The sequence below is a fragment of the Achromobacter xylosoxidans genome (assembly GCF_002192695.1).
Taxonomy (GTDB): Bacteria; Pseudomonadota; Gammaproteobacteria; order Burkholderiales; family Burkholderiaceae_B; genus Achromobacter; species Achromobacter xylosoxidans_C.
The window spans coordinates 126,578-147,941 of the sequence record NZ_MTLG01000084.1 but is presented as its reverse complement, the minus strand read 5'-3'; the positions used below and the strand labels follow the sequence as shown (position 1 = coordinate 147,941).

Genomic DNA, 21,364 nt, shown 5'->3' with positions numbered 1-21,364 from the left:
CCCAGGAGGAGACAAGCATGATGAAGAGACTATTGGCCGGCGTCGCGCTGGCTTGCATGGGCGTCACGGGCCAGGCGATGGCCCAGGACAGCTATCCCAACCGCCCGATACGCATCGTGGTGCCGTTCTCGCCGGGCGGCGCGACCGACATCATGAGCCGCCTGCTGGCGGAAAAGCTCAGCGGCAAGCTGGGCCAGCCGGTGATCGTGGAAAACAAGCCGGGCGGCGGCACCATGATCGCGTCAGACTACGTGTCGCGCGCCGAGCCCGACGGCTATACCTTGCTGATGGCGGCGTCGTCGCTGGGCATCGCGCCCAGCATCTACGCCAAGGTGAACTACGACCCGATCAAGGACTTCGCGCCCATCAGCCAGGTAGCCTCGGTGGTGCACGTGCTGGAAGTGCATCCCTCGGTGCCCGCCAAGAACGTGGGCGAGCTGATCGCCTATCTGAAGGCGAACCCGGGCAAGGTCAGCTACGGTTCGGTCGGCACCGGCAGCTCGACCCATCTGGAGGCCGAACTCTTCAACAGCATGGCGGGCGTGCAGATGACGCACATTCCGTACAAGGGCAGCGCGCCGGCGCTCAACGATCTGGTGGCGGGCCGCCTGCAGGTCATGTTCGACGCCTGGGCCTCGTCCGGTCCCTTCGTCAAGGACGGCAAGCTGCGCGTGCTGGCGGTGACCACCGCCCAGCCCTCGGCCTCGGTGCCGGACCTGCCCACCGTCGCGGCCTCGGGCTTGCCGGGCTATTCCGCCATGCCGTGGCTGGGCCTGGTGGCGCCGGCGCGCACGCCGCAGCCGGTGGTGGACAAGATCTACAGCAACCTGGCGCAGATCCTGCAACAGCCCGACGTCAAGGCGCAGTTCACCGGCCTGGGGCTGGACATCATCGGCAGCGATCCCAAGACTTTCGCCGCCTTCATCCGCCAGGACGTGACCACCTGGGCCAAGGTCGCGCGCGACTCGAACATCCGCCTGGAGTAATGGCATGACGCAGTTGGAAAGCGCCGCGCGGGAAGACCAGGCATTCCGCCTGGACCTGCGCGGCTGGCTGGCATCGGCCTACGCCGGTTTCGTCAAGGACTGGCCGGGCGGGGCCGAGCCGCGCAGCCTCGATTTCCGGCGGGCATGGGAAGACACCCTGTGCGCCAACGGCTGGTCCGGGCTGGGCTGGCCCAAGGAGCACGGGGGGCGCGCTCTGCCGCTGTCGCGGCAGGCGGTGTTTCACGAAGAGCACGCGCGCTGCGGCGCGCCGCTGGGCGTGAACCTGATCGGCCACGGCATTCTGGCGCCGACCCTGCTGCATTTCGGCACCGAGGCGCAGAAGCGGCGCTTTCTGCCCGGCATCCTGTCCAACCGCGAAGTCTGGTGCCAGGGTTATTCGGAACCGGGCGCCGGCTCCGACCTGGCATCGGTGCGCACGCGGGCGGAGGCCGCGCCCGGCGGCTTGCGCTTGAACGGCCACAAGATCTGGACCTCGTTCGCCGACCGCGCGCAGTGGTGCTTCGTGCTGGCGCGCACCGATGCGCAGGCCCCCAAGCACAAGGGCCTGAGTTTCCTGCTGGTGGACCTGCGCAGCCCGGGCGTGCGGGTTGAGCCGATCCGGCAGATCACGGGCGAGGCCGAGTTCTGCGAGGTGTTCTTCGAGGACGTGTTCGTGCCTGAAGACTGCCTGCTGGGTGAGCCGAACCAGGGCTGGAGGATCGCCATGGCCGCGGCCAGCTTCGAGCGCGGCACCTACTTCATCCCGCGCCTGGTGCGCTTCGCGCAGGAACTGAGCCAGGTGCGCGAACTGGCGCTGCGCGCCGATGCCCACGGCCACGTGCCGGCGTCTTCGGCCGCGGTGCGCCATCAATGGGCGCGGCTGGCGGCCGACAGCCATGTGCTGGCGCTGAAGTCGCAGCGCGCGCTGGCTGGCGCGATGCGCGGCGATCCGCCGGGGCCCGAAGGCTCGTCGACCAAGATCCATTGGAGCGAAGCGCATCAGCGGCTGCTGGAATTGTCGCTGCAACTGCTGGGCGAGGATGCCTGTCTGGCGGACGACGCGCCCGACGCGCTTGCCGCCGAGCTGACGCACGCCTACCTGTGGTCGCGCGCCGAGACCATATTGGCCGGCACTTCCGAAATCCAGCGCAATATCATCGCCGAGCAGATGCTCGGCCTGCCCAAGGCTTGAATCTCATGGACCTGCATCCGACCGAAGACCAGCGCATGCTGGACGACGCGGCCCGGCGCTTTCTGGCCGACCGTCATCCGCCAGCCACGGCCCGCGCCGCGGCCGGCAAATCCCGCGAAACGCGCCTGGCGCAGTGGCGCGAGATCGCGGCCCAGGGCTGGCCCGCCTTGCTGGCGCCGGCCGGGTTGGACGGACTGGGGCTGGGCATGCGCGAGGCCTGGATCGTCGCCGAAGCCGCCGGGCGGCACCTGCTGAGCCTGCCTCTGGCGGCCAACATGGCGGTGCTGCCGACACTTTGCGCGGCGGGCGCGGCGGGACCGGCCGCGCAATGGGCCGGCGCCGTGATGGCGGGCGACGCGTACTTTGCCGACGCCACCCTGCGTCCCGACGGATCGGCCTTCATCGAAGGCGCAGGCGAGGGCGTGCGCGCCCTGGCCGTGCGGCGCGTAAGCGCTACCGCCCTGAGCTTGGAACTGCTGGCGCCCGTGCCCGGTTCTGCCGGGCTGGATCCGACCATGCCTGTGGCGCGCGTGAGCTGCCCGCTGGTGTTGGACCGCGTGGAGCTGCAGGTCGAATCGGGCGCCTGGGAACGGCTGCGCACTCGGTTGCGCCTGTTGCGTTCGGCCGAACTGCTGGGCGCGGCCTCGGCCGCGTTGGACATGGCGGCGGCCCATGCGCGCGAGCGCCGTCAGTTCGACCGCGCCATCGGCGCCAACCAGGCGATCAAGCATCGGCTGGCGGAAGACTGGATGGCCCTGGACGACGCCAGGCTGGCGGGAGTGGCGGCGGTCGCCGCGCATGATGCGGGCGCTGCCTCGGCGCAACGCGACAGCCTGTTCGCGCCACTGCTTGCGGTGGAGGCGGGCCGGCGCGCGGCGCAGAACGCCATCCAGGTCCACGGCGCCTTGGGCGTCACCTGGGAGTGCGATGCGCACCTTTACCTGAAGCGGGTGCTGCGGCTGGCGGCCGGCCTGCAAGCCGAAACGTCCCGCGCGGAACTGCTGGAACGCATCTGGGAGAGCGGGGACGGCCGCCTGGCCGCCTGACGCAGAGGCGGCGTCCGACCTACAATCGCCGCCATGCATAAATCGAACTTTCCTTCCGAGCTGGACCAGCCGACCCTGTCCGAAGTGGACGGCGTCCGCTATCTGCACTTCAACACCGTCTGGGTCCAGGGCGCCATGCGCATCAAGAACCCGTCGGAGCTGGTGCTCGAGTACACCGCCCAGATGATGGCCTGGCTGCTGTTCCTGGAACCGCCCAAGGACGAAGCCATCGGCATGCTGGGCCTGGGCGCCGGCTCGCTGGCGCGCTACTGCGTGAAGCACACGCGCAGCCCCTTGCTGGCGGTGGAATGGAATCCGCGGGTGACGGCGGCGTGCCATATGTTCTTCCGCCTGCCCGGCGCGAACCGGCTGGATGTCGAGCACGCCGACGCCGGCGCCTGGGTGGCCGATCCGCTCAACGCGGGGCGCTGCCCGGTGCTGATGGTGGATCTGTACGACGCTTCGGCCGAAGGACCGGTGCGCGACAGCGTGAAGTTCTATCGCGACTGCCGCCGCGTGCTGGGCGAGGTCGGCGTGCTGGCGGTGAACCTGTTCGGCCGCCACGAGAGCTTCGGCAAGAACATCGACAACCTGTCCAAGGCCTTCGACGACCGCATCGTGCTGCTGCCCGAGGTCGAGGCGGGCAACCAGATCGTGCTGGCCTTCTCCGGCCCGCGCCTGGAAGTCACTCCCGCCGAGTTGCTGGCCCGCGCCGAGGTGGTGGAGGCCAAGTACGGCCTGCCGGCGCGTCGCTGGGCCCGCTCGCTGACCCGCCACGCGGTCGATGGGGTGCTGCACTTCTGAGTTTTGTCCCCGTTTTTTGGGTTGAACCAACGGGCCTCCGGATGTCGGAGGCCCTTTTTTTATTCCTAGGGTAGCCACGGAGGCGCAAGGGGTTTTCTTTTTCCCGCATCCAGCTCTATCATGGCCTTATTCATAATTATGAATTACGGTGCAGTCCAGGCCGCTGACCCATGACCCTACCGATCGTCCGGCAAGCCCTCTACCTGGAAGTCGCGGATCGCCTGCGCGGCATGATCCATGCGCGCTCCCTGCGCAACGGCGAATGGATAGACGAACTGCGCCTGGCGGGCGAGCTGGGCATCTCCCGCACCCCCTTGCGCGAAGCGCTCAAGGTGCTGGCCACCGAAGGGCTGGTGCGGCTGGAGCCGCGCCGCGGCTGCTTCGTCAATGAACTCTCGGCGCAAGACCTGGAAGACATCTTCCCGCTGATGGCCATGCTGGAAGGGCGCTGCGCCTTCGAGGCCGCGCGCAAGGCCAGCGATGCGCAGCTAGCCGAACTCGAACCGCTGCACGCGGCGCTGGCGGGGCACGCCCAGGCCGGCCGCATCGACGCCTACTACAAGACCAATTACCTGATCCACGAAGCGGTGCAGGCCCTGGCCGGCAACCAATGGCTGTCGGACATGGTGGGCAATCTGCGCAAGGTGCTGAGCCTGTCGCGCCACCGCAGCCTGTCGCAGCCCGGCCGCATCCAGCAGTCCTGCGCCGAGCACCTGGCCATATTCGAAGCGCTCAAGGCGCACGACAGCGAGGCCGCGCAGGCGCTCGCGCACAATCATCTGATGCGGCAGCTGGAAGCGCTGCGCGCATTGAGCCATGCGGACGCCGCCGATGCGGCGCCGTCCGACCCCATCGTCATCGAGGAGCCCGCCCATGTCCGCACCCGCCAATCTCGCACCCGCGCGCGGCGCACGCACGCCTGAGCCCGAGGCCGATGCCGTCGATGCGGCGGCCGGTGCCGCGGCGGCCGCCGCCGAAAGCGCAGGCCTGATGTCCCGCCTGGGCAAGCTATGGGAGCGCGGCCGGCTGCCCAGCGAATCCGAAGTCCGGCGCCTGTTCGAGGCGCGCCTGACCGACGTGGCCGCCAACAAGCTGGCGCGCCGCTGGTGCGAACAGTACAGCGCCGCGGACGGCAAGGACCGCCGGCTGATGCTGACCGCGCTGGCGCAGGCGCGCGGCGGCTATGCGGGCGACGGCGGCGAGGGCGCGCGCCTGTTCAAGCGCTTCAACGCCCAGCCCCAGGGCCTGCGTTTCCTGGTCGAACTGCGCGCGGACATGCTGCGCTGGCGCAAGCAGGTGGCGGGCATCCAGACGCTCGACAAGGACCTCGAAGGCCTGCTGTCCGCCTGGTTCGACGTGGGCCTGCTGGAACTGCGCCCTCTGACCTGGGATTCGCCGGCGTCGCTGCTGGAAAAACTGATCCTCTACGAGGCCGTGCACGAAATCACCTCCTGGGACGACCTGCGCCGCCGCGTTTCGCCGGACCGCCGCTGCTATGCCTACTTCCATCCGCAGATGCCGGGCGTGCCGCTCATCTTCGTGGAAGTGGCCTTCGCCAGCCAGATGGCCGACAACGTGCAGGTGCTGCTGGACAGCACCTTGCCGCCGCAGGACCTGGACAAGGCGCGCTGGGCCATCTTCTATTCCATCTCCAACACGCAGCCCGGCCTGAAGGGCATCAGCTTCGGCAACTTCCTGCTCAAGCGCGTGGTCGAGCAGCTGCTGCACGAACTGCCCAAGCTGAAGTCCTTCGCCACGCTGTCGCCCATCCCAGGCTTCGCCGACTGGCTGGGCAAGCTGGACGCCGAGGCGGTGGAGGCCATCGTGCGCGAGGACAAGGTGCGCGCCAAGTCGCGCAAGCGCGAGGGCGTGCCCGACGGCCGGCGCTGGGTCGCGCGCCTGGCCAAGGCGGCCCAGGGCAAGGCCGCGGATGTGGTCAAGCGCGCGGGTTTCCGCCTGACGGCCAATTATCTGCAGTCCATGAAAAACGGCATACCGGTGGACGCGGTGGCGCGTTTCCACCTGGGCAATGGCGCGCGCATCGAACGGCTCAATTGGGCTGCGGATACCTCGCCCAAGGGGCTCAAGCAATCCTGCGGCTTGATGGTGAACTACCTTTACGACCTTGACGAACTGGACGACAACCTGGCCCTGTTGGGCGAGGGCAAGCCCCAGGTCAGCCGCGGTGTGGGGCGCGTGGCATAAGCGTCGCGCCCGCGGCGCAACAACATAAGAAAGAGGGCAGGAGACATGACGGACAACGTGGCCGGCCGCGTGCTGCTGGAACGCGAGGGCAATCTGGCCCGGGTGACGCTATCGCATCCGGGGCGCCTGAACGCGATCACGGTGGGCATGTGGCATGAACTGCGGGACGTGTTCGGCCGCATCGCGCAGGACGACGCCGTGCGTTGCGTGATCGTGCGCGGCGAGGGCGGCAATTTCGCCGCCGGCGCCGACATCCGCGAATTCCCCGCGCAGCGCGGCGACATGGCCGGCGTGCAGCGCTACCACCGCGAGGTGCTGGCGCCCGCCTTGCAGGCGGTCGCCCTGTGTCCGCATCCGGTCGTGGCGCAGATCGAAGGCGTATGCGTGGGCGGGGGGCTTGAGATCGCCAGCCAGTGCGATCTGCGGATCGCTGGTGAATCCGCGCGTTTCGGCGTGCCGATCAACCGCCTGGGATTCCCCATGGCGCCTGACGAAATGAGCGGCCTGCTAGCTCTGGTCGGACGCGCCGCCACCCTGGCCATCCTGCTCGAAGGCCGCGTGTTCGGCGCCACCGAGGCCCGCGAACTGGGCCTGCTGACGCGCATCGTCGCCGACGACCAGGTGGCCGACGCGGCCAAACGCAGCGCCGAGCGCATCGCGGCTGGCGCGCCGCTGGCGGCCCGCATCAACAAGCGTCTGTCGCGCAGGCTCGCCGCGGGCGGCGCCTTGACCGAAGACGAATACCAGGATTATTTCTCGTACGCCGACAGCCGGGACCACCAGGAGGGCGTGCGCGCTTTCCTGGCCGGCGTGGACCCTTCCTTTTCCGGAGACTAGACAAGGTGAGCAACGCCAATCTATACGCTGTCCTGCAAGGCGGCTTTCCCAAAGACCGCAGCAAAGTCGCGCTGGAAACGCCCGACCTGCAATACACCTGGGACGACATCGATCGCGCCACCGCGTGCCTGGCCAACCTGCTGACCTCGCTGGACTTGCCGGCGGGTTCGCGCGTGGCGGTGCAGGTCGAGAAGTCGCCCGAAGCGTTGTTGCTGTACCTGGCCACCTTGCGCGCCGGCCTGGTGTATCTGCCGCTGAACACCGCCTACCGCGAATCGGAAATCGAGTATTTCCTGGGCAACGCCGAACCGGCCGTGGTGGTCTGCGCCAGCAAGAACCTGGAGTGGGTCCGGCGCGCGGCCGACAAGGCCGGCACCGCGCATGTTTACACGCTGGACGAGGACCGCAGCGGCACGCTGCTGGATGCCGCCGGCGGCCTGCCGCAGACCTTCAAGACGGTGGCGCGCAAGCCCGACGACCTGGCCGCCATCCTGTACACCTCCGGCACCACCGGCCGCAGCAAGGGCGCGATGCTGTCGCATGGCAATCTCGCCGCCAATGCCCGTGTGCTGCACGATTACTGGGGCTGGCGTTCGGACGACGTGCTGCTGCACATGCTGCCGATCTTCCACGTGCACGGCCTGTTCGTGGCCTCGCATGGCGCCTTGCTGGCCGGCGCCAGGATGATCTGGCTGCCCAAGCTCGACCTCGAACAGGCCCTGCACTATCTGCCGCAGAGCACTGTGATGATGGGCGTGCCGACGTACTACGTGCGCCTGCTGGCCGACCCGCGTTTCAACCGCGGCGCCTGCGCCAATATGCGGCTCTTCATTTCGGGCTCGGCGCCGCTCCTGGCCGAGACCTTCTCGGACTTCCAGCAGCGCAGCGGCCACGCCATCCTGGAACGCTACGGCATGAGCGAGACGGTCATGCTCACGTCCAACCCCTACGATCCCAAGCTGGGCGAACGTTTGGCCGGCACCGTGGGCCGCGCCTTGCCGCAAGTGCAGGTGCGCGTGGTCGACGACGCCGGCATCGCGCTCGCGCCGGGCGAGATCGGCAATGTGCAGGTACGCGGGCCGAACGTGTTCTCGGGCTACTGGCGCATGCCGGAAAAGACCGCCGAGGAATTCACCGCCGACGGCTGGTTCAAGACCGGCGACGTGGGTCGCTGGGGCGGCGAGTCCGCCGGGCGCGACGTGCCCGCGGACTACCTGTCCATCGTCGGCCGCAGCAAGGACCTGATCATTTCCGGCGGGTTCAACGTGTACCCCAAGGAAATCGAAACGCTGATCGACGACATGCCGGGCGTGGCCGAATCGGCGGTCATCGGCGTGCCGCATGCAGACTTCGGCGAGGCCGTGGTCGCGGTGGTGGTGCCCAAGGATGGCGTGGCGCTGGACGCGGATGCCATGCAGGCCGAGCTGAAATCGCGCATCGCCAATTTCAAGGTGCCCAAGCGGGTGCACATCATCGGTGAGCTGCCGCGCAACACCATGGGCAAGGTGCAGAAGAACGTGCTGCGCGAAACCTACAAGGCGCTCTGACGTTTAGCCTAGGCCGCTTCCCGCCGGGGGAGCGGCTTTTCCGGCCGGGCGCGCCGCGCCGGCCTTCTTTCAGGAGTCCACCCCAAGAAAACACCGCAGGTCCCAGCAGCCCATTCCATACAAGAACTTAAAGAGACGAGACGCACACAACCGCGCCGTCCCCATGCTGCAGCTAGAGGAGACAATATGAAATATCGCACCACCGCCGCGGCCGTGTTCGCCGTGGCCGCCCTGGGTTTTGGCGGCGTCGCCGCCGCGCAATGGCCCGAACGCCCGATCACGCTGATCGTCCCGTTCCCCGCCGGCGGCGGCACGGATACCTTTGCCCGACCGCTGGCCCAGCAATTGACCACGCAACTGGGCCAGCCCGTGGTCATCGACAACAAGGGCGGGGCGGGCGGAACCGTGGGCGCGGGCGTCGCGGCCAAGGCCAGGCCCGACGGCTACACCTTCTTCATGGGTGGCGCGCACCATGCGCTGGCCCCCTCGCTGTACAAGAACCTCAACTACGACATCCAGAAGGACTTCGTGCCGGTCGCGCTGGTCGCGCAGCCGCCGCAGGTCATCGTCATCAATCCGTCCAAGCTGCCGGTGAAGACGGTCCAGGAGCTGATCGACTACGCCAAGAAGCGCCCCGGTGAAATCAACTTCGGCACCGCCGGCAAGGGCAGCACCCATCACCTGGCCGGCGAACTGTTCGCCATGCAGACCGGCATCAAGCTGGTGGACGTGCCCTACCAGGGCGCGGGCCCCATGCTGTCGGCCCTGATCGGCGGACAGGTGGACCTGGCGTTCGACGGACTGGGTTCGTCCGCCGGCCATATCCGCTCCGGCACGATCAAGCCGCTGGCCGTGGCCGCCACCGAACGCTCGCAGTCGCTGCCCGACGTGCCCACCGCCGCCGAGGCCGGCGTGCCGAACTACGTGGTGTCGACCTGGTACGCGATCTGGGCGCCCGCGGGCACGCCCAAGGAAGCGGTGGACCGGATGAGCGCCGAGATCACCAAGGCCCTGAACGCGCCGAAGATCAAGGAAACCTGGGCCGGCAACGGCTCGGCCGTGCCTACGCTCACGGGGCCTGAGTTCGGCAAGTTCGTCGACAGCGAGGTGGGGCGCTGGGCCAAGGTGGTGAAGGATTCGGGGGTGAAGCTGGATTGATGAGCCGGCGCTTTCTTGTCCGTCACTCCGGCAGGACAAGGAAGCGCCGCCTGCACCCCTGGTAGATCTTCGCCGCCAGAGCTCTGTGCTCCCGTCGTGATTGATCCACCAGCCTGGCCAGCTTGCGCGGGGAATTGATCTTGCGAGACTGAAGCCGATGTTGGAAACGGCGGATTTCAACCGAGGTGCAGGCCCGGCGCGCATCGCGCAGCAGGCCATGGATCTGCAGCAACCGCAGATTCTCCGGGTGGATCAACGCCAAGAGGCTTTCCGCTTTGTCGATCTTCTCGTGCAAGTGTTGCAGGGCCTCGGCTTCCGTCTGGACGCCGTACCGCTTCCAAGCAGGTTCGTGATGAAAAAGACGATTGCGGAACTCCCTCAGCGTCGCAACCAAGTCTCTGCCGTGGGCCAGTACGGCGCTCGCCTGGCGCGTGGGCCAAGGTCCGCGAAACACGGTGGATAGATGCTTGGGCCAGATCAGGCCCCGTCCCATGAAATCGGCATTGAGCAGGAACTCCCAGGATGAGAATTCAGTCTTGGAAATCACGCCTGCATGGTTGGGGATGATGTGACCGCGTAGCCGGTGACGACTGCGGACCTCGCTGATGTACTTGCGCGTTGCCTTGACAAAATTGTCATGCACCGCCTGCACGGCGTAAGGTGGCGCAGCGCCGGGCGCATACGAGCGATACAGTAGCCGCGGACCCGACCACCAGAACGAGCCCAGGTCCGCGGTCAGCGCACGGTCGATGGCATTGCGCAAGGTGATTTCAACCGCGCTGATCAACGGGTACAACGCGCCGCTGGCATGGGTGTTCCATAAATAGGCGCCCATCAGTTCCACATCATTGGCTGGGCTGAAGACGGTCTGATAACTGCTCATGCGCTCGTTGCTGATGAGCGTGTCTATCAGAATCGGCCGATATTGCAGTGTTGTTGGCATGTCACGCACCCTGGAAAGATCCGCAGGTGTCCAAGATTGACTCTGGACAGCCTCGCGGAATAAGATCTCTCTAAGGTTGGTGATGGCTTCCAATTGGCGCAAGCCTACGACCCATCATGTAAGACCTGATGTCACCCCGGCCTTGAGCCGGGGATTTCTTTTTCTGCCCTGTAAAGTTTGTCCTATTCGGGGCGCGGACCTGCCGTTGCGGCTCGTCCGGTATTCTCACCCCTCCCTCACCGCCATTCACTCGCCTGGCTCAGCTTGGCCAACTGATCATGCGTCAGCGTCAGGCTGGCCGCCTTGACCAGTTCGTCCAGTTGCTCGAGCGAGGTCGCGCTGACGATGGGCGAGGTGATGCCGGGCTGCGCGATCTGCCAGGCCAGCGCGGCCTGGGCAGGCGTGCAGCCGGCGTCCTCGGCCACTTCGTCCAGCGCCTTCAGGATGCGGTAGCCACGGTCGTTGAGATAGGTCTCCACGATCTTGCGGCCGCGCGGGCTCTTGCCCGCGTCCGCGGGGCTGCGGTACTTGCCGCTGAGGAAGCCGCTGGCCAGCGCGTAATAGTTGATCGTGCCCATCTGCTGCGTCTTCACCAGGCTTTGCAGCCCCGATTCGAAGGGCTCGCGGCGGTACAGGTTGTACTCGGGCTGGATGCTCTCGTAGCGCGGCAGGCTGTGGCGTTCGCTGGCGATCAGCGCTTCCGACAGCCGCACCGCGGTGTAGTTGGAGGCGCCGATGGCGCGCACCTTGCCGGACTCGATGTGCTTGGCGTATTCGGCCAGGGTGTCGGTCAGCGGCGTGTCGGGATCGTCCTGGTGCGACTGGTACAGATCGATGTGGTCCGTCTGCAGCCGGGCCAGCGAGGCTTCCAGCGAGCGGCGGATGTAGGCGGGCGCCAGGCCCTTGGCGTCGGGCCCCATCTCCATGCCGACCTTGGTGGCGATCAGCACCCGGTCGCGCTTGCCCGAGCGCTTGAGCCATTTGCCGATCAGGGTTTCGGATTCGCCGCCCTGGTTGCCCGGAACCCAACGGGAATACACGTCGGCCGTGTCGATGAAGTTCAGGCCGGCATCCACCAGCGCGTCCAGCAGCGAGTACGTGCCGGCTTCGTCCACGGTCCAGCCGAAGACGTTGCCGCCGAAGGTGAGCGGGGGGATCTGCAGGCCGGAACGGCCCAATGCGCGTTTGATCATGGTGAGGCCTCTGGATGCTGCGGTTGGCGGCGGGTAAAAAGTCCGGTTTCTGTATATCCGGCCGATGCGATTCCGGGCTTTTTCAGTATATTTACGCCGCTGCGCCCAGTCGCGGCGCATGCCGCTGCGGCATGCACCATTTCAGGGATTCCCCCGAAACGTTTTCGGTGGGCGGCAAGTTAGACTATACGGCTTTATGGCTAGTCCGGCCGGCGGGGAGCCGCCAGCGGCGCCGTAATAATGAGCAAATACAAGGGTTCAAGGAGCTTAACTATGCTGATCGGAAAAAAACATTTTCTGACGGTTGGCGCCATGGCGCTGGCGATGGCTATCGCCGCGCCGGTGGCGGCGCAGCAGAAGTCGGTGGCGGTGACCGCCATCGTCGAGCATCCGGCGCTGGACGCCGTGCGTGACGGGGTGCAGGACGCCCTCAAGCAAGCCGGCTACGAGCCGGGCAAGAACCTGAAGTGGCAATACCAGAGCGCCCAGGGCAACAACGGCACCGCCGCCCAGATCGCGCGCAAGTTCGTCGGCGACAAGCCCGACGCTATCGTCGCGATCGCCACGCCTTCGGCCCAGGCCGTCGTCGCGGCCACCAAGGACGTGCCGGTGGTGTATTCCGCCGTGACCGATCCGGTTGCCGCCCAGCTGGTCGCCAGCATGGACGCCTCGGGCACCAACGTGACCGGCGTGTCGGACCTGCTGGCCCTGGACAAGCAGGTCGAGCTGATCAAGAAAATCGTCCCCAACGCCAAGCGCGTCGGCATTGTCTACAACCCGGGCGAGGCCAACTCGGTCGTGGTCGTGAAGAAGCTGCAGGAAATCCTGCCGAAGTCGGGCATGAGCCTGGTCGAAGCGGCCGCGCCGCGCTCGGTGGACGTGGCTTCCGCCGCCCGCAGCCTGATCGGCAAGGTCGACGTCATCTACACCAACACCGACAACAACGTCGTGTCGGCCTATGAGTCGCTGGTCAAGGTCGGCAACGACGCCAAGATCCCGCTGATCGCGTCCGACACCGACAGCGTCAAGCGCGGCGGCATCGCCGCCCTGGGCATCAACTACCGCGACCTGGGCGTGCAGACGGGCAAGGTGGTGGTGCGCATCCTCAAGGGCGAAAAGCCCGGCGCCATTCCCTCGGAAACGATCTCCAAGCTCGAGCTCTACGTGAACCCGGGCGCCGCCGCCAAGCAGGGCGTGACCCTGTCCGACGCGATCATCAAGTCGGCCGCGGTGGTTGTGAAGTAATAATCCGCCGTACCCGCCCCGCCATGCCTACCCGGCGTGAGCGGGGCTTGTTTTATGTTCTGGTGTCTTGCCTTACCCCATGGTCTTCAGGGCGGCAGCATTCACAAGATGCTCGCGGCCCGGCGCAATGTGCTGGTCTTGAATGGCCGGCGGCCCGCCCTAAGGCGTCGTGCCCGCCCGGCGTTTTTGCTCCCTGAATGGTCCTGCAGACTCCTGCTGGCGGCCCGGCCGTCCGGCACGGGAAGGCTTTGGCAGGAAACCAGGGAAAATCCCCCGCGAGGAAACGTTTCTTGCGAAAGCTGGGGTAAAACTGACCCCGAAACGCAAGATATCCGACGTGGCAACTCTTTAATATGCTCGTTTCTTGCCTTCGCGCAACTTATTAATGTGCTCGTTTCTCACTGATTGGATTTGACCCATGTCATTGTTCTCGTTGTTAGGCGCGTTGGAGATCGGCCTGATCTTCAGCCTGGTGGCTCTGGGCGTGTATATCTCGTTCCGCCTGTTGCGCTTCCCGGACCTGACCGTTGACGGCAGCTTCCCGTTGGGCGGCGCGGTCTGTGCCACGCTGATCGCCTCGGGCACGGATCCGTTCCTGGCCACCGTCATTGCCACGGTCGCCGGCGCCGCGGCCGGACTGGTCACCGGCTGGCTGAACGTCAAGCTCAAGATCATGGACCTGCTGGCTAGCATCCTGATGATGATCGCGCTGTACTCGGTCAACCTGCGCATCATGGGCAAGCCCAACGTCCCGCTGATCACCGAATCCACCGTATTCACCATCCTGCAGCCCGAGTGGCTGTCGGACTACGTCGCCCGTCCGCTGATCCTGATCGTGATCGTGATCCTGGCGAAGCTGGCGCTGGACTGGTTCTTCGCCACGCAGACCGGCCTGGCGGTGCGCGCCACCGGTTCCAACGGCCGCATGGCCCGCGCCCAGGGCGTCAACACTGGCCGCATGATCCTGGGCGGCATGGCGCTGTCCAACGCATTGGTCGCGCTGGCGGGCGCGCTGTTCGCCCAGACCCAGGGCGGTTCGGACATTTCCATGGGCATCGGCACCATCGTGATCGGCCTGGCCGCCGTGATCGTGGGCGAGAGCATCCTGCCGTCGCGCAAGCTGGTGCTGGCCACGCTGGCCGTCATCATCGGCGCTATCGTCTACCGCTTCTTCATCGCCCTGGCGCTGAACAGCGATTTCATCGGCCTGAAGGCGCAAGACCTGAACCTCGTCACCGCGGTGCTGGTCACGTTCGCCCTGGTCATTCCCATGCTCAAGCGCCGCCTGGTCGGCAAGAAAGGGCGCTGAATATGTTGTCCGCAAAAGACCTCAAGATCACGTTCAACGCGGGTACGCCCATCGAAACCCGCGCCTTGCGCGGCCTGTCGCTGGAGATCCCCTCGGGCCAGTTCGTGACCGTCATCGGCTCCAACGGCGCCGGCAAGTCCACCTTCCTGAATGCGGTCTCCGGCGACCTGCCGGTCGATTCCGGCCGCATCGACATCAACGGCGTGGACGTCACGCGCCAACCGGTGTGGGCGCGCGCCGGCCGGGTGGCCCGCGTGTTCCAGGATCCCATGGCCGGCACCTGCGAAGACCTGACCATCGAAGAAAACATGGCGCTGGCGCAGATGCGCGGCGCGCGCCGCGGCTACAGCCGCGCGGTCAAGGCTTCCATGAAGGAAGGCTTCCGCGAGCGCCTGGCCACGCTGGGCCTGGGATTGGAAAACCGCCTGACCGACCGTATCGGCCTGTTGTCGGGCGGCCAGCGCCAGGCGGTCAGCCTGCTGATGGCGGCCTTGCAGCCTTCGCGCATCCTGTTGCTGGACGAACACACCGCGGCGCTGGACCCGCGCACGGCGGACTTCGTGCTGCAGCTGACGGCGCGCATCGTCGCCGAAAGCCAGCTGACGACCATGATGGTGACCCACAGCATGCGCCAGGCGCTGGACGTGGGCGACCGCACGGTCATGCTGCATCAGGGCCAGGTGGTGCTGGACGTGTCGGGCGAAGAGCGCCGCGGCATGGACGTGCCGGACCTGCTGGCCATGTTCGAGCGCGTGCGCGGCGAGAAGATCTCGGACGACGCCCTGCTGCTGGGGTGAGCGCCAGACGCCGGTCGCGTGGACCGCGGCCGGCTCGCGAGGCTGCCGTGCCCTAGATGAACCGGCCTGGCCGGAACGCCTCGTGGCGCGAAGCCGCGCCGCCCTCGCTCATGAGTTCGCCCAGTATCCTGGCCGTGCCGGGCGCGGTGCTGAAGCCGATGTGCTGATGCCCCAGCGCCAACCACAGGCCGGGGTGGCGCGGCGCTTCGCCTATCATCGGCCGGCTGTCGGGCAGCGTCGGACGCCGCCCCAGCCAAGCCGCGGAATCCAGCCGCCGGTCCAGCGGAAACGCTTCCCGGGCTCGCGCTTCCGCCAGGTCCAGCTGCAGCGGCCGGGCGGGCGACTCGCAGGCATCCAGTTCCACGCCCGTGGTCAGGCGCAGCCCGCGCGCCATGGGCGACAGCACATAGCCGCCGCCGGTGTCGTAGACCGGACGCGTCAGGCTGGCGCCGTCCACGCCGCTGTAGTGCATGTGGTAACCGCGCTCGAACGCCATGGGCAGGTCTATGCCCACCGTCTTCAGCAGAAGCTTCGACCAGGGGCCCAGCGCCACCACCAATCGATCCGCCGCCATGGATTCGGACCCTTCGCCTTGCACGACCCAGCCCTGGCCCTCGCGGCGGATGGCGCTGGCGGTCAGGCGCCGGAACGCGCCGCCCGCGCGCCGGAACAGGGCGGCGTAGGCCGCGACCACTTCGTGCGGGTCATCGACGGAGTATGAACCCTGGATCCACAGGGCGCGGCGGAAGATCGGCGCGAGGGCGGGTTCGATCTCCGCGAGTTCCGCAGGTTGCAAGACCTGAGTTGGAACCTGGTATTGGGCAAAGGTCCGACGCGACAGTTCGCCGCTGCTCCAGCCTGGTTCCGAGCGGTACAGGAATATCCAGCCGGTATCGCGCAGCCGGTGCGCCGCGCCCGCTTCGTTCAGCAGCCGCAGATGCTCGGGCGCCGAGAGACGGATCAGGCCGTCCAGCGCCTCCACGGTCTGCCTGAACACTGCGGGCCGGGCGCTCAACAGGAAACGCGCGGCCCAGCCCAGGTTCCGCGCCAGGTAGTCCAGCTTGTAGCGGAACTGCACGGTGTCGTTCTTCAGCAGCCGGGGCAACTGCGCCCACAGGCCGGGATGGTTGAACGGCATCAACGAACTGCGCGCGATCACCCCCGCGTTGCCCAGCGAGGTTTCCAGGCCCGGCTCCTGCCGGTCGACCAGCGTGACGGACAGGCCGCGGCGCTGCAATTCCAGGGCGCAGCAAACGCCCACGATGCCCGCGCCTAGGACAACGACTTGCTTTCCCATGTGTTTTTATCCGAGTCCGGTCAGGAGATGCCGTGATGCCGGCAGGCTCGCGGAATTGTATTGCAGGCGGCCGCAAGGCCCCGGGGGAAATCGCGCGCGCAATCTCAGGATTGCGACGGCTTCTGGCCCATGATCCGCCCCGCCGCGGCCACGCCCCACCACGAGGCTTCCTCGAACACGGAATAGCCCGAAAGGTCGGCGTGCGCGAACAGCACCGGACCGTCCACGTCGCGCAGCGCGGCCAGTCCCGGATTGGACAGGTAGCCGCATAGCGGCGAGGCCATGGCATGGCCGCGCACCGTGATTTCCAACTGACGCGCATGGCGCCAGAATTCCTGGCCGTAGGCCGCGACCAGGTCGGATGCTGCCTCGGCCCGCAGTTCCTCTGGGCTGGCGTGGGTCAGCCAGTCGCGAGCGGCGTCGGGCTTCATTTCGCTGAGCGCGTGGTAGGCGGTGAAGACGCTGCGCGGCGTGCGGGCCACGCGCAGCAGCTGGTGCGTGGAGACGACGTAGCCCAGCGCCTTGCCCTGATAGACCACGTTGTCCCAGGACAGCGGTTCGCCGGGGGCTTCGGCGGGGTAGCCTTCCATGACGAAGTTCGACACCATCCAGGGCGCGTGCGGAGACGCGTGCACCGCCGGATCGTAGCCATAGGCGCGGATGTCGGGCAGGATGCGCTGGGCCACGAACAAGGGCATCGCGCACACGGCGCGGCGGGCCTGCACCGTGTAGGCTGCAGCCGAGCTCAGGCAAGTGACCAGCGGGCCGGCGGGCGTCTCCTGCACCCGGACCGCCGTGCCGGCGGCCAGCCAGCCGGCATGGCCGAGCTTGTTCGTGATGGCGTCGCGCATGCGCTGCATCAACGTCGACAGGCCGCCGGGCCAGGTCAGCACGGCGCCTTCGCCCGCATTGGCGGCATGGCCGTCGCGGCTGGCGAAGTAGTGCAGGCCGGCCCAGGCCGAGACCGCGTCGTACCGCGCGCCGTAGTCGTCGCGGCAGCAGTAGTTCAGGTACCAATGCAGCGCGGGCGAGGTATAGCCTTCGCGTTCCAGCCATTGCTTGAACGTGATCGCGTCCAGCGCGCGCCAGGCCGGATCCTGGGACGAGTGGGCGAGGGGGATGCAGAAGACCTTGCGGCCGTCGTTGCCCGTCTGCGTGTGCAGGCGATCGATCAGCGCAAGAAACTTGCGGTGCTGCGCCAGGTCCGCTTCCGGCAGCCCGGTCATGGGCAGCAGGCTTTCTTCCCAGTGGCCGCCGCGCAGCAGGCGTTCCTGGGGCGAGTGCACCAGGGCGGTCTCGTCGTAGTAGGGGCGGGCCTCGCTCGCGCCGCGTTCGATGATGCCGAAATCCGCGAGCATCTCGCGGACGTGGCTGGACGCCAGCGAGGGCAACGGCAGGTAGTGCGCGCCCAAGGGGTAGTCCAGGCCGTCGCGCAGGCCGGCGGCGGCATTGCCTTCGAGTTCCGGACCCTGCACCACCAGGAAATCCGTGTGCCCTTCGCGCGCCAGCTTCCAGGCGCAGGACAGGCCCGCCACGCCCGAGCCCAGGATCACCACGTCGCGCTTGTGGCTGGCCGAGGGCTGCGGCCAGGCTGCGCCATCGCGCAAGGCGTGGCCCGCCTGCATGCCCGGGTAATGGATTTCCGGCGTGGTCTCGACGATGCGCGAACGGTAGTACCCGGCGGTGCCGGCTATCGCGGCCGTGGCTGCGCCCAACAGGAAGCTGCGCCGCCGCATCAGCGAATGACCTTGCGCCAGTCCTCGTCGAAGTAGCGCACGAGCGACTGTTCGTTCAGGCGGTTCGGCGGCATCGCCAGCGCGGGCATGTCGGCGGGGAAGTGGAACAGTTCGCGCGTGGTGACCGGGTCCAGATAGCGCGTGGGCACGGTGATCGTGGAGGGCGGCTCGTAGTCGCGGCGCTTGCTGGCCAGGATGAACCCCCAGTCGCCGAAGGACGGCACATAGGTGTGGTACGGCCAGGTGTTCAGGCCGGCTTCCTTCAAGGTGGCATCCACGCTCCAGAACGAGCGCGGCGCGAAGTAGGGCGAGGTCGACTGCACCACCATGTAGCCATTCTCGGCCAGGTGGCGCGCCATCAGGTGATAGACCGGCACCGAGTACAGGCGGCCCAGGCCGAAGTTGGACGGGTCGGGAAAATCCACCACGATGTAGTCATAGACCTCGGCATGGGTTTCCAGCCAGCGGCCGGCGTCGTCGTTGATGACCGTGACCCGTGGATCCTTCAGCGACCCCTGGTTCAGCTTGACCAGCGGCTCGGAGCGCGAGAACAGCCCGGTCATGGCAGGGTCCAGGTCCACCAGCGTCACGTGTTCGATATTCTTGTATTTGAGGATCTCGCGCACGGCCAGGCCGTCGCCGCCGCCCAGCACCAGCACGTTGCGGGCCCACGGCAGGGCCTGCAGGCCGGGGTGCACCAGCGCCTCGTGATAGCGGTGCTCGTCGCGCGAGGAGAATTGCAGGTTGCCGTTGATGTACAGGCGCAGGTCGTCGTGCCAGCGCGTGACCACCAGGCGCTGGTACGGCGTCGTTTCCGCATGCACCACGTCGTCGCCGTACAGGCCTTTTTCGGCCCAGGCTGTCATGGTGCCGGAATAGATGAAGCCCAATCCCAGGAATCCGATCACCACGCTGGCGCGGATCGCCTTCTCGCCGGGCCGGGGGATCTCCGAGCGGAACAGCCAGGTGGTCCACAGCGCCACGCTGGCGTTCAAGATGCCGAACAGGAAGCTGGTGCGCAGCAGGCCGAGCTTGGGCGCGAGCAGCAAGGGAAAGACCAGCGACACGGCCAGCGCGCCCAGGTAGTCGAAGGTCAGCACGCGGCTGACGATTTCGCGGAACTCGGTCTTGCGCTGGTTGAATACCCGCATCACCAGCGGGATTTCCATGCCGACCATCAGGCCGATGAGGAACACGCCCACGTACAGGGCCGCGCGAAAGGGCGCAGGCATCCATGAGAAGACCATGAACAGCACCGCAGCCGAGACGCCGCCCAACAGGGCAACCAGCAGCTCCACGTCGATGAAGCGATTCAAAACGTCTTCGTCTCTTACATATTTTGACAACCACGAGCCTATGCCCATGGCGAACAGATAGCAGCCGATGACGGAAGAGAACTGCAGTATCGAATCCCCCAGCAAATAGCTGGCCAGCGCGCTGCTGATGAGCTCATAGCCCAAACCGCAGGAGGCGACGATCAATACCGAAAGAATGAGAACGCGGTCGCGCATGAGGTGTCCGACACGAAAAATGCGTTCGCAGTATATCGAACGCGCCGTATATACTGCGCGCAATTAGGAGGGTGGCAATGGGAGAAGCAATGCATCCGGTGGTGACCTATCTGATCTATATGGCGTCCGCGCTTGCCATGCTGGGTGTCTTCACCCTGGTCTATACGGCCGTCACGCGCTACAAGGAATTCGAGCTGATCCGCGAAGGCAATATCGCCGCGGTGCTGTCGTATGGCGGCGCGCTGGTGGGCTTCAGCTTCACCTTGTGCTCCAGCATCGCGATCCACGCCAGCTATGCCATGTTCCTGCTCTGGGGCCTGGTGGCCATGCTGGTGCAGATCGTCGTGTACGTGGGCGTGTCCCAGGCGGTGCGCGGCATGAACGAGGCCATCGAAGAAAACAACATCGCCATGGGCGGACTGATCGGGTCGATTTCGATCGCCGCCGGCATCGTCAATGCGGCCAGCCTGACCTGATACGGCCAGGCGCCCAACCCGATCTGACAGGAGGACTATTCATGAGTCTCGGTTCATTCATCCGCAAGCAGTTCATCGACATCCTGCAATGGAACGAGGACCGCGACGGCGTGCTCGCCTGGCGGCACCCCATGCAGGATTTCGAAATCCAGTACGGCGCCAGCCTGACCGTGCGCGAATCGCAGATGGCGGTGTTCGTCAACGAAGGCAAGGTGGCCGACGTGTTCGGCCCCGGCATGTACAAGCTGACCACGCAGACGCTGCCGATCCTGACCTACCTGAAGAATTGGGACAAGCTGTTCGAGTCCCCCTTCAAGTCGGACGTGATCTTCTTCAGCACGCGCCTGCAGCTGGGCCGGCGCTGGGGCACGGCCCAGCCGGTGACGCTGCGCGACAGCGAATTCGGCATGGTGCGGCTGCGCGCCTTTGGCGTCTATTCCTACCAGATCTCGGATCCTGCCAAGTTCTACCGCGAGGTCAGCGGCACGCGCGACGAGTACACCGTCGACGACCTGGAAACGCAGCTGCGCAACATGGTGGTCGCGGCGATGACGACGGCGCTGGGCGGCTCCAAGGTGCCGTTCCTGGACATGGCCGGCAACCAGGGGCTGATGTCGCAAAGCATCTCCGAGCAACTGGCGCCGGTGTTCGACCGCTACGGCGTCAAGCTGGACAACTTCACGGTCGAGAACGTTTCGCTGCCGGAAGAACTGCAGAAGGCGCTGGATACGCGCATCTCCATGGGCATGGCCGGCGACCTGGGCAAGTTCACCCAGTACCAGACCGCCACCGCCATTCCGATGGCGGCGCAGAACGAGGGCGGCATCGCCGGCATCGGCGCGGGTCTTGCGGCCGGGGCGGCGCTGGGCCAGACCATGGCCGCGGGATTGGCTGGCGCCCAGGGGCAGCCGCCGCAGCCGGCGGCGCAACAACCCGCCCCGCAGGCGCCTGCCGCCGCGGGCGGCGATCCGGCGCAGCGGCTGCAGCAGCTCAAGGATCTGCTGGACAAGGGCCTGATCACGGCCGCGGACTACGATTCGGCCAAGGCCGAAGTGCTGAAGAAACTCACCAGCTAAGGCTCC

The 21,364-nt window shown here is 66.8% G+C and carries 19 protein-coding genes; 14 read left to right on the top strand and 5 right to left on the bottom strand.

Translation table 11 applies throughout. From position 1 onward, the window contains the following. The first annotated feature begins 17 nt into the window (after nucleotides 1–17). The 9 genes from BRO63_RS20800 (at nucleotide 18) to BRO63_RS20760 (ending at nucleotide 9,775) form a co-directional block, all read left to right on the top strand. Nucleotides 18–986 carry a Bug family tripartite tricarboxylate transporter substrate binding protein gene (locus BRO63_RS20800; protein ID WP_088141616.1) on the top strand — a complete coding sequence of 323 codons (969 nt, stop codon included), beginning with the start codon at nucleotides 18–20 and terminating at the stop codon, nucleotides 984–986. A gap of 4 nt (nucleotides 987–990) precedes the next feature. Further along, nucleotides 991–2,178 carry an acyl-CoA dehydrogenase family protein gene (locus BRO63_RS20795; protein ID WP_088141615.1) on the top strand — a complete coding sequence of 396 codons (1,188 nt, stop codon included), beginning with the start codon at nucleotides 991–993 and terminating at the stop codon, nucleotides 2,176–2,178. Nucleotides 2,179–2,183: 5 nt separating this feature from the next. Beyond that, the gene (locus BRO63_RS20790) at nucleotides 2,184–3,224 is read left to right on the top strand and encodes an acyl-CoA dehydrogenase family protein (protein ID WP_088141614.1); all 1,041 of its coding nucleotides are present in this window, start codon (nucleotides 2,184–2,186) and stop codon (nucleotides 3,222–3,224) included. Between the two features lie 33 nt (nucleotides 3,225–3,257). After that, a complete protein-coding gene (locus BRO63_RS20785; RefSeq protein WP_088141613.1) occupies nucleotides 3,258–4,028 on the top strand; it encodes a spermidine synthase in 771 nt (256 codons plus the stop codon). 170 nt (nucleotides 4,029–4,198) lie between these two features. After that, nucleotides 4,199–4,951 (top strand): GntR family transcriptional regulator, encoded by a 753-nt coding sequence (locus BRO63_RS20780; RefSeq protein ID WP_088141612.1) that lies wholly within the window; start codon nucleotides 4,199–4,201, stop codon nucleotides 4,949–4,951. Further along, entirely contained in the window at nucleotides 4,902–6,233 is a 1,332-nt protein-coding gene (locus BRO63_RS20775; RefSeq protein WP_179215166.1) for a malonyl-CoA decarboxylase domain-containing protein, read from the top strand. Before BRO63_RS20780 ends, BRO63_RS20775 begins: the two co-directional genes overlap by 50 nt. Nucleotides 6,234–6,278: 45 nt before the next feature. After that, complete coding sequence (locus BRO63_RS20770; protein WP_088141611.1) at nucleotides 6,279–7,070, top strand: enoyl-CoA hydratase/isomerase family protein; 792 nt, start codon at nucleotides 6,279–6,281, stop codon at nucleotides 7,068–7,070. 5 nt (nucleotides 7,071–7,075) lie between these two features. Beyond that, entirely contained in the window at nucleotides 7,076–8,617 is a 1,542-nt protein-coding gene (locus tag BRO63_RS20765; RefSeq protein ID WP_088141610.1) for a malonate--CoA ligase, read from the top strand. A gap of 186 nt (nucleotides 8,618–8,803) precedes the next feature. Further along, nucleotides 8,804–9,775, top strand: coding sequence for a Bug family tripartite tricarboxylate transporter substrate binding protein (locus tag BRO63_RS20760; protein WP_088141609.1), 972 nt, complete (start codon nucleotides 8,804–8,806; stop codon nucleotides 9,773–9,775). Nucleotides 9,776–9,797: 22 nt separating this feature from the next. On the opposite strand, the gene BRO63_RS20755 is transcribed toward BRO63_RS20760, so the two are convergent. Both BRO63_RS20755 and BRO63_RS20750 read right to left on the bottom strand, forming a co-directional pair. Continuing rightward, complete coding sequence (locus BRO63_RS20755) at nucleotides 9,798–10,811, bottom strand: CAAX protease (RefSeq protein WP_256943367.1); 1,014 nt, start codon at nucleotides 10,809–10,811, stop codon at nucleotides 9,798–9,800. A 143-nt stretch (nucleotides 10,812–10,954) separates the two neighbouring features. Then, nucleotides 10,955–11,911, bottom strand: a complete 957-nt coding sequence (locus BRO63_RS20750) for an aldo/keto reductase (RefSeq protein WP_088141608.1) — start codon at nucleotides 11,909–11,911, stop codon at nucleotides 10,955–10,957. A 273-nt stretch (nucleotides 11,912–12,184) separates the two neighbouring features. Between BRO63_RS20750 and BRO63_RS20745 the strand changes: the two genes are divergently transcribed. From BRO63_RS20745 to BRO63_RS20735, 3 genes are all read left to right on the top strand, one after another. After that, a complete protein-coding gene (locus BRO63_RS20745; protein WP_013395028.1) occupies nucleotides 12,185–13,156 on the top strand; it encodes an ABC transporter substrate-binding protein in 972 nt (323 codons plus the stop codon). A gap of 418 nt (nucleotides 13,157–13,574) precedes the next feature. Beyond that, the gene (locus BRO63_RS20740; protein ID WP_088141607.1) at nucleotides 13,575–14,465 is read left to right on the top strand and encodes an ABC transporter permease; all 891 of its coding nucleotides are present in this window, start codon (nucleotides 13,575–13,577) and stop codon (nucleotides 14,463–14,465) included. Between the two features lie 2 nt (nucleotides 14,466–14,467). After that, nucleotides 14,468–15,262: an ABC transporter ATP-binding protein gene (locus BRO63_RS20735; RefSeq protein ID WP_088141606.1), complete on the top strand. Its 795-nt coding sequence runs from the start codon at nucleotides 14,468–14,470 to the stop codon at nucleotides 15,260–15,262. Nucleotides 15,263–15,314: 52 nt separating this feature from the next. Here BRO63_RS20735 and BRO63_RS20730 read toward each other — a convergent pair whose 3' ends face one another. From BRO63_RS20730 to BRO63_RS20720, 3 genes are all read right to left on the bottom strand, one after another. Continuing rightward, a complete protein-coding gene (locus BRO63_RS20730) occupies nucleotides 15,315–16,559 on the bottom strand; it encodes an NAD(P)/FAD-dependent oxidoreductase (RefSeq protein ID WP_088141605.1) in 1,245 nt (414 codons plus the stop codon). Nucleotides 16,560–16,663: 104 nt separating this feature from the next. Further along, a complete protein-coding gene (locus BRO63_RS20725; protein ID WP_088141604.1) occupies nucleotides 16,664–18,295 on the bottom strand; it encodes an FAD-dependent oxidoreductase in 1,632 nt (543 codons plus the stop codon). After that, nucleotides 18,295–19,806, bottom strand: coding sequence for a polyamine aminopropyltransferase (locus tag BRO63_RS20720; protein WP_088141603.1), 1,512 nt, complete (start codon nucleotides 19,804–19,806; stop codon nucleotides 18,295–18,297). Before BRO63_RS20720 ends, BRO63_RS20725 begins: the two co-directional genes overlap by 1 nt. An 89-nt stretch (nucleotides 19,807–19,895) precedes the next feature. On the opposite strand from BRO63_RS20720, the gene BRO63_RS20715 reads away from it, so the two are divergent. Both BRO63_RS20715 and BRO63_RS20710 read left to right on the top strand, forming a co-directional pair. Further along, nucleotides 19,896–20,282, top strand: coding sequence for a DUF350 domain-containing protein (locus BRO63_RS20715; RefSeq protein WP_041654065.1), 387 nt, complete (start codon nucleotides 19,896–19,898; stop codon nucleotides 20,280–20,282). 41 nt (nucleotides 20,283–20,323) lie between these two features. Further along, a complete protein-coding gene (locus BRO63_RS20710; RefSeq protein ID WP_088141602.1) occupies nucleotides 20,324–21,358 on the top strand; it encodes an SPFH domain-containing protein in 1,035 nt (344 codons plus the stop codon). Nucleotides 21,359–21,364 lie beyond the last annotated feature (6 nt).

Bases quoted from the DNA above. Each gene is read 5' to 3' on its own strand.
- BRO63_RS20770 (WP_088141611.1), top strand. From the start codon at position 6,279: ATGACGGACAACGTGGCCGGCCGCGTGCTGCTGGAACGCGAGGGCAAT.
- BRO63_RS20795 (WP_088141615.1), top strand. From the start codon at position 991: ATGACGCAGTTGGAAAGCGCCGCGCGGGAAGACCAGGCATTCCGCCTG.
- BRO63_RS20785 (WP_088141613.1), top strand. From the start codon at position 3,258: ATGCATAAATCGAACTTTCCTTCCGAGCTGGACCAGCCGACCCTGTCC.
- BRO63_RS20715 (WP_041654065.1), top strand. From the start codon at position 19,896: ATGCATCCGGTGGTGACCTATCTGATCTATATGGCGTCCGCGCTTGCC.
- BRO63_RS20740 (WP_088141607.1), top strand. From the start codon at position 13,575: ATGTCATTGTTCTCGTTGTTAGGCGCGTTGGAGATCGGCCTGATCTTC.
- BRO63_RS20725 (WP_088141604.1), bottom strand. From the start codon at position 18,295: ATGCGGCGGCGCAGCTTCCTGTTGGGCGCAGCCACGGCCGCGATAGCC.
- BRO63_RS20760 (WP_088141609.1), top strand. From the start codon at position 8,804: ATGAAATATCGCACCACCGCCGCGGCCGTGTTCGCCGTGGCCGCCCTG.
- BRO63_RS20775 (WP_179215166.1), top strand. From the start codon at position 4,902: ATGTCCGCACCCGCCAATCTCGCACCCGCGCGCGGCGCACGCACGCCT.
- BRO63_RS20780 (WP_088141612.1), top strand. From the start codon at position 4,199: ATGACCCTACCGATCGTCCGGCAAGCCCTCTACCTGGAAGTCGCGGAT.
- BRO63_RS20745 (WP_013395028.1), top strand. From the start codon at position 12,185: ATGCTGATCGGAAAAAAACATTTTCTGACGGTTGGCGCCATGGCGCTG.
- BRO63_RS20750 (WP_088141608.1), bottom strand. From the start codon at position 11,911: ATGATCAAACGCGCATTGGGCCGTTCCGGCCTGCAGATCCCCCCGCTC.
- BRO63_RS20720 (WP_088141603.1), bottom strand. From the start codon at position 19,806: ATGCGCGACCGCGTTCTCATTCTTTCGGTATTGATCGTCGCCTCCTGC.
- BRO63_RS20800 (WP_088141616.1), top strand. From the start codon at position 18: ATGATGAAGAGACTATTGGCCGGCGTCGCGCTGGCTTGCATGGGCGTC.
- BRO63_RS20710 (WP_088141602.1), top strand. From the start codon at position 20,324: ATGAGTCTCGGTTCATTCATCCGCAAGCAGTTCATCGACATCCTGCAA.
- BRO63_RS20735 (WP_088141606.1), top strand. From the start codon at position 14,468: ATGTTGTCCGCAAAAGACCTCAAGATCACGTTCAACGCGGGTACGCCC.
- BRO63_RS20790 (WP_088141614.1), top strand. From the start codon at position 2,184: ATGGACCTGCATCCGACCGAAGACCAGCGCATGCTGGACGACGCGGCC.
- BRO63_RS20730 (WP_088141605.1), bottom strand. From the start codon at position 16,559: ATGGGAAAGCAAGTCGTTGTCCTAGGCGCGGGCATCGTGGGCGTTTGC.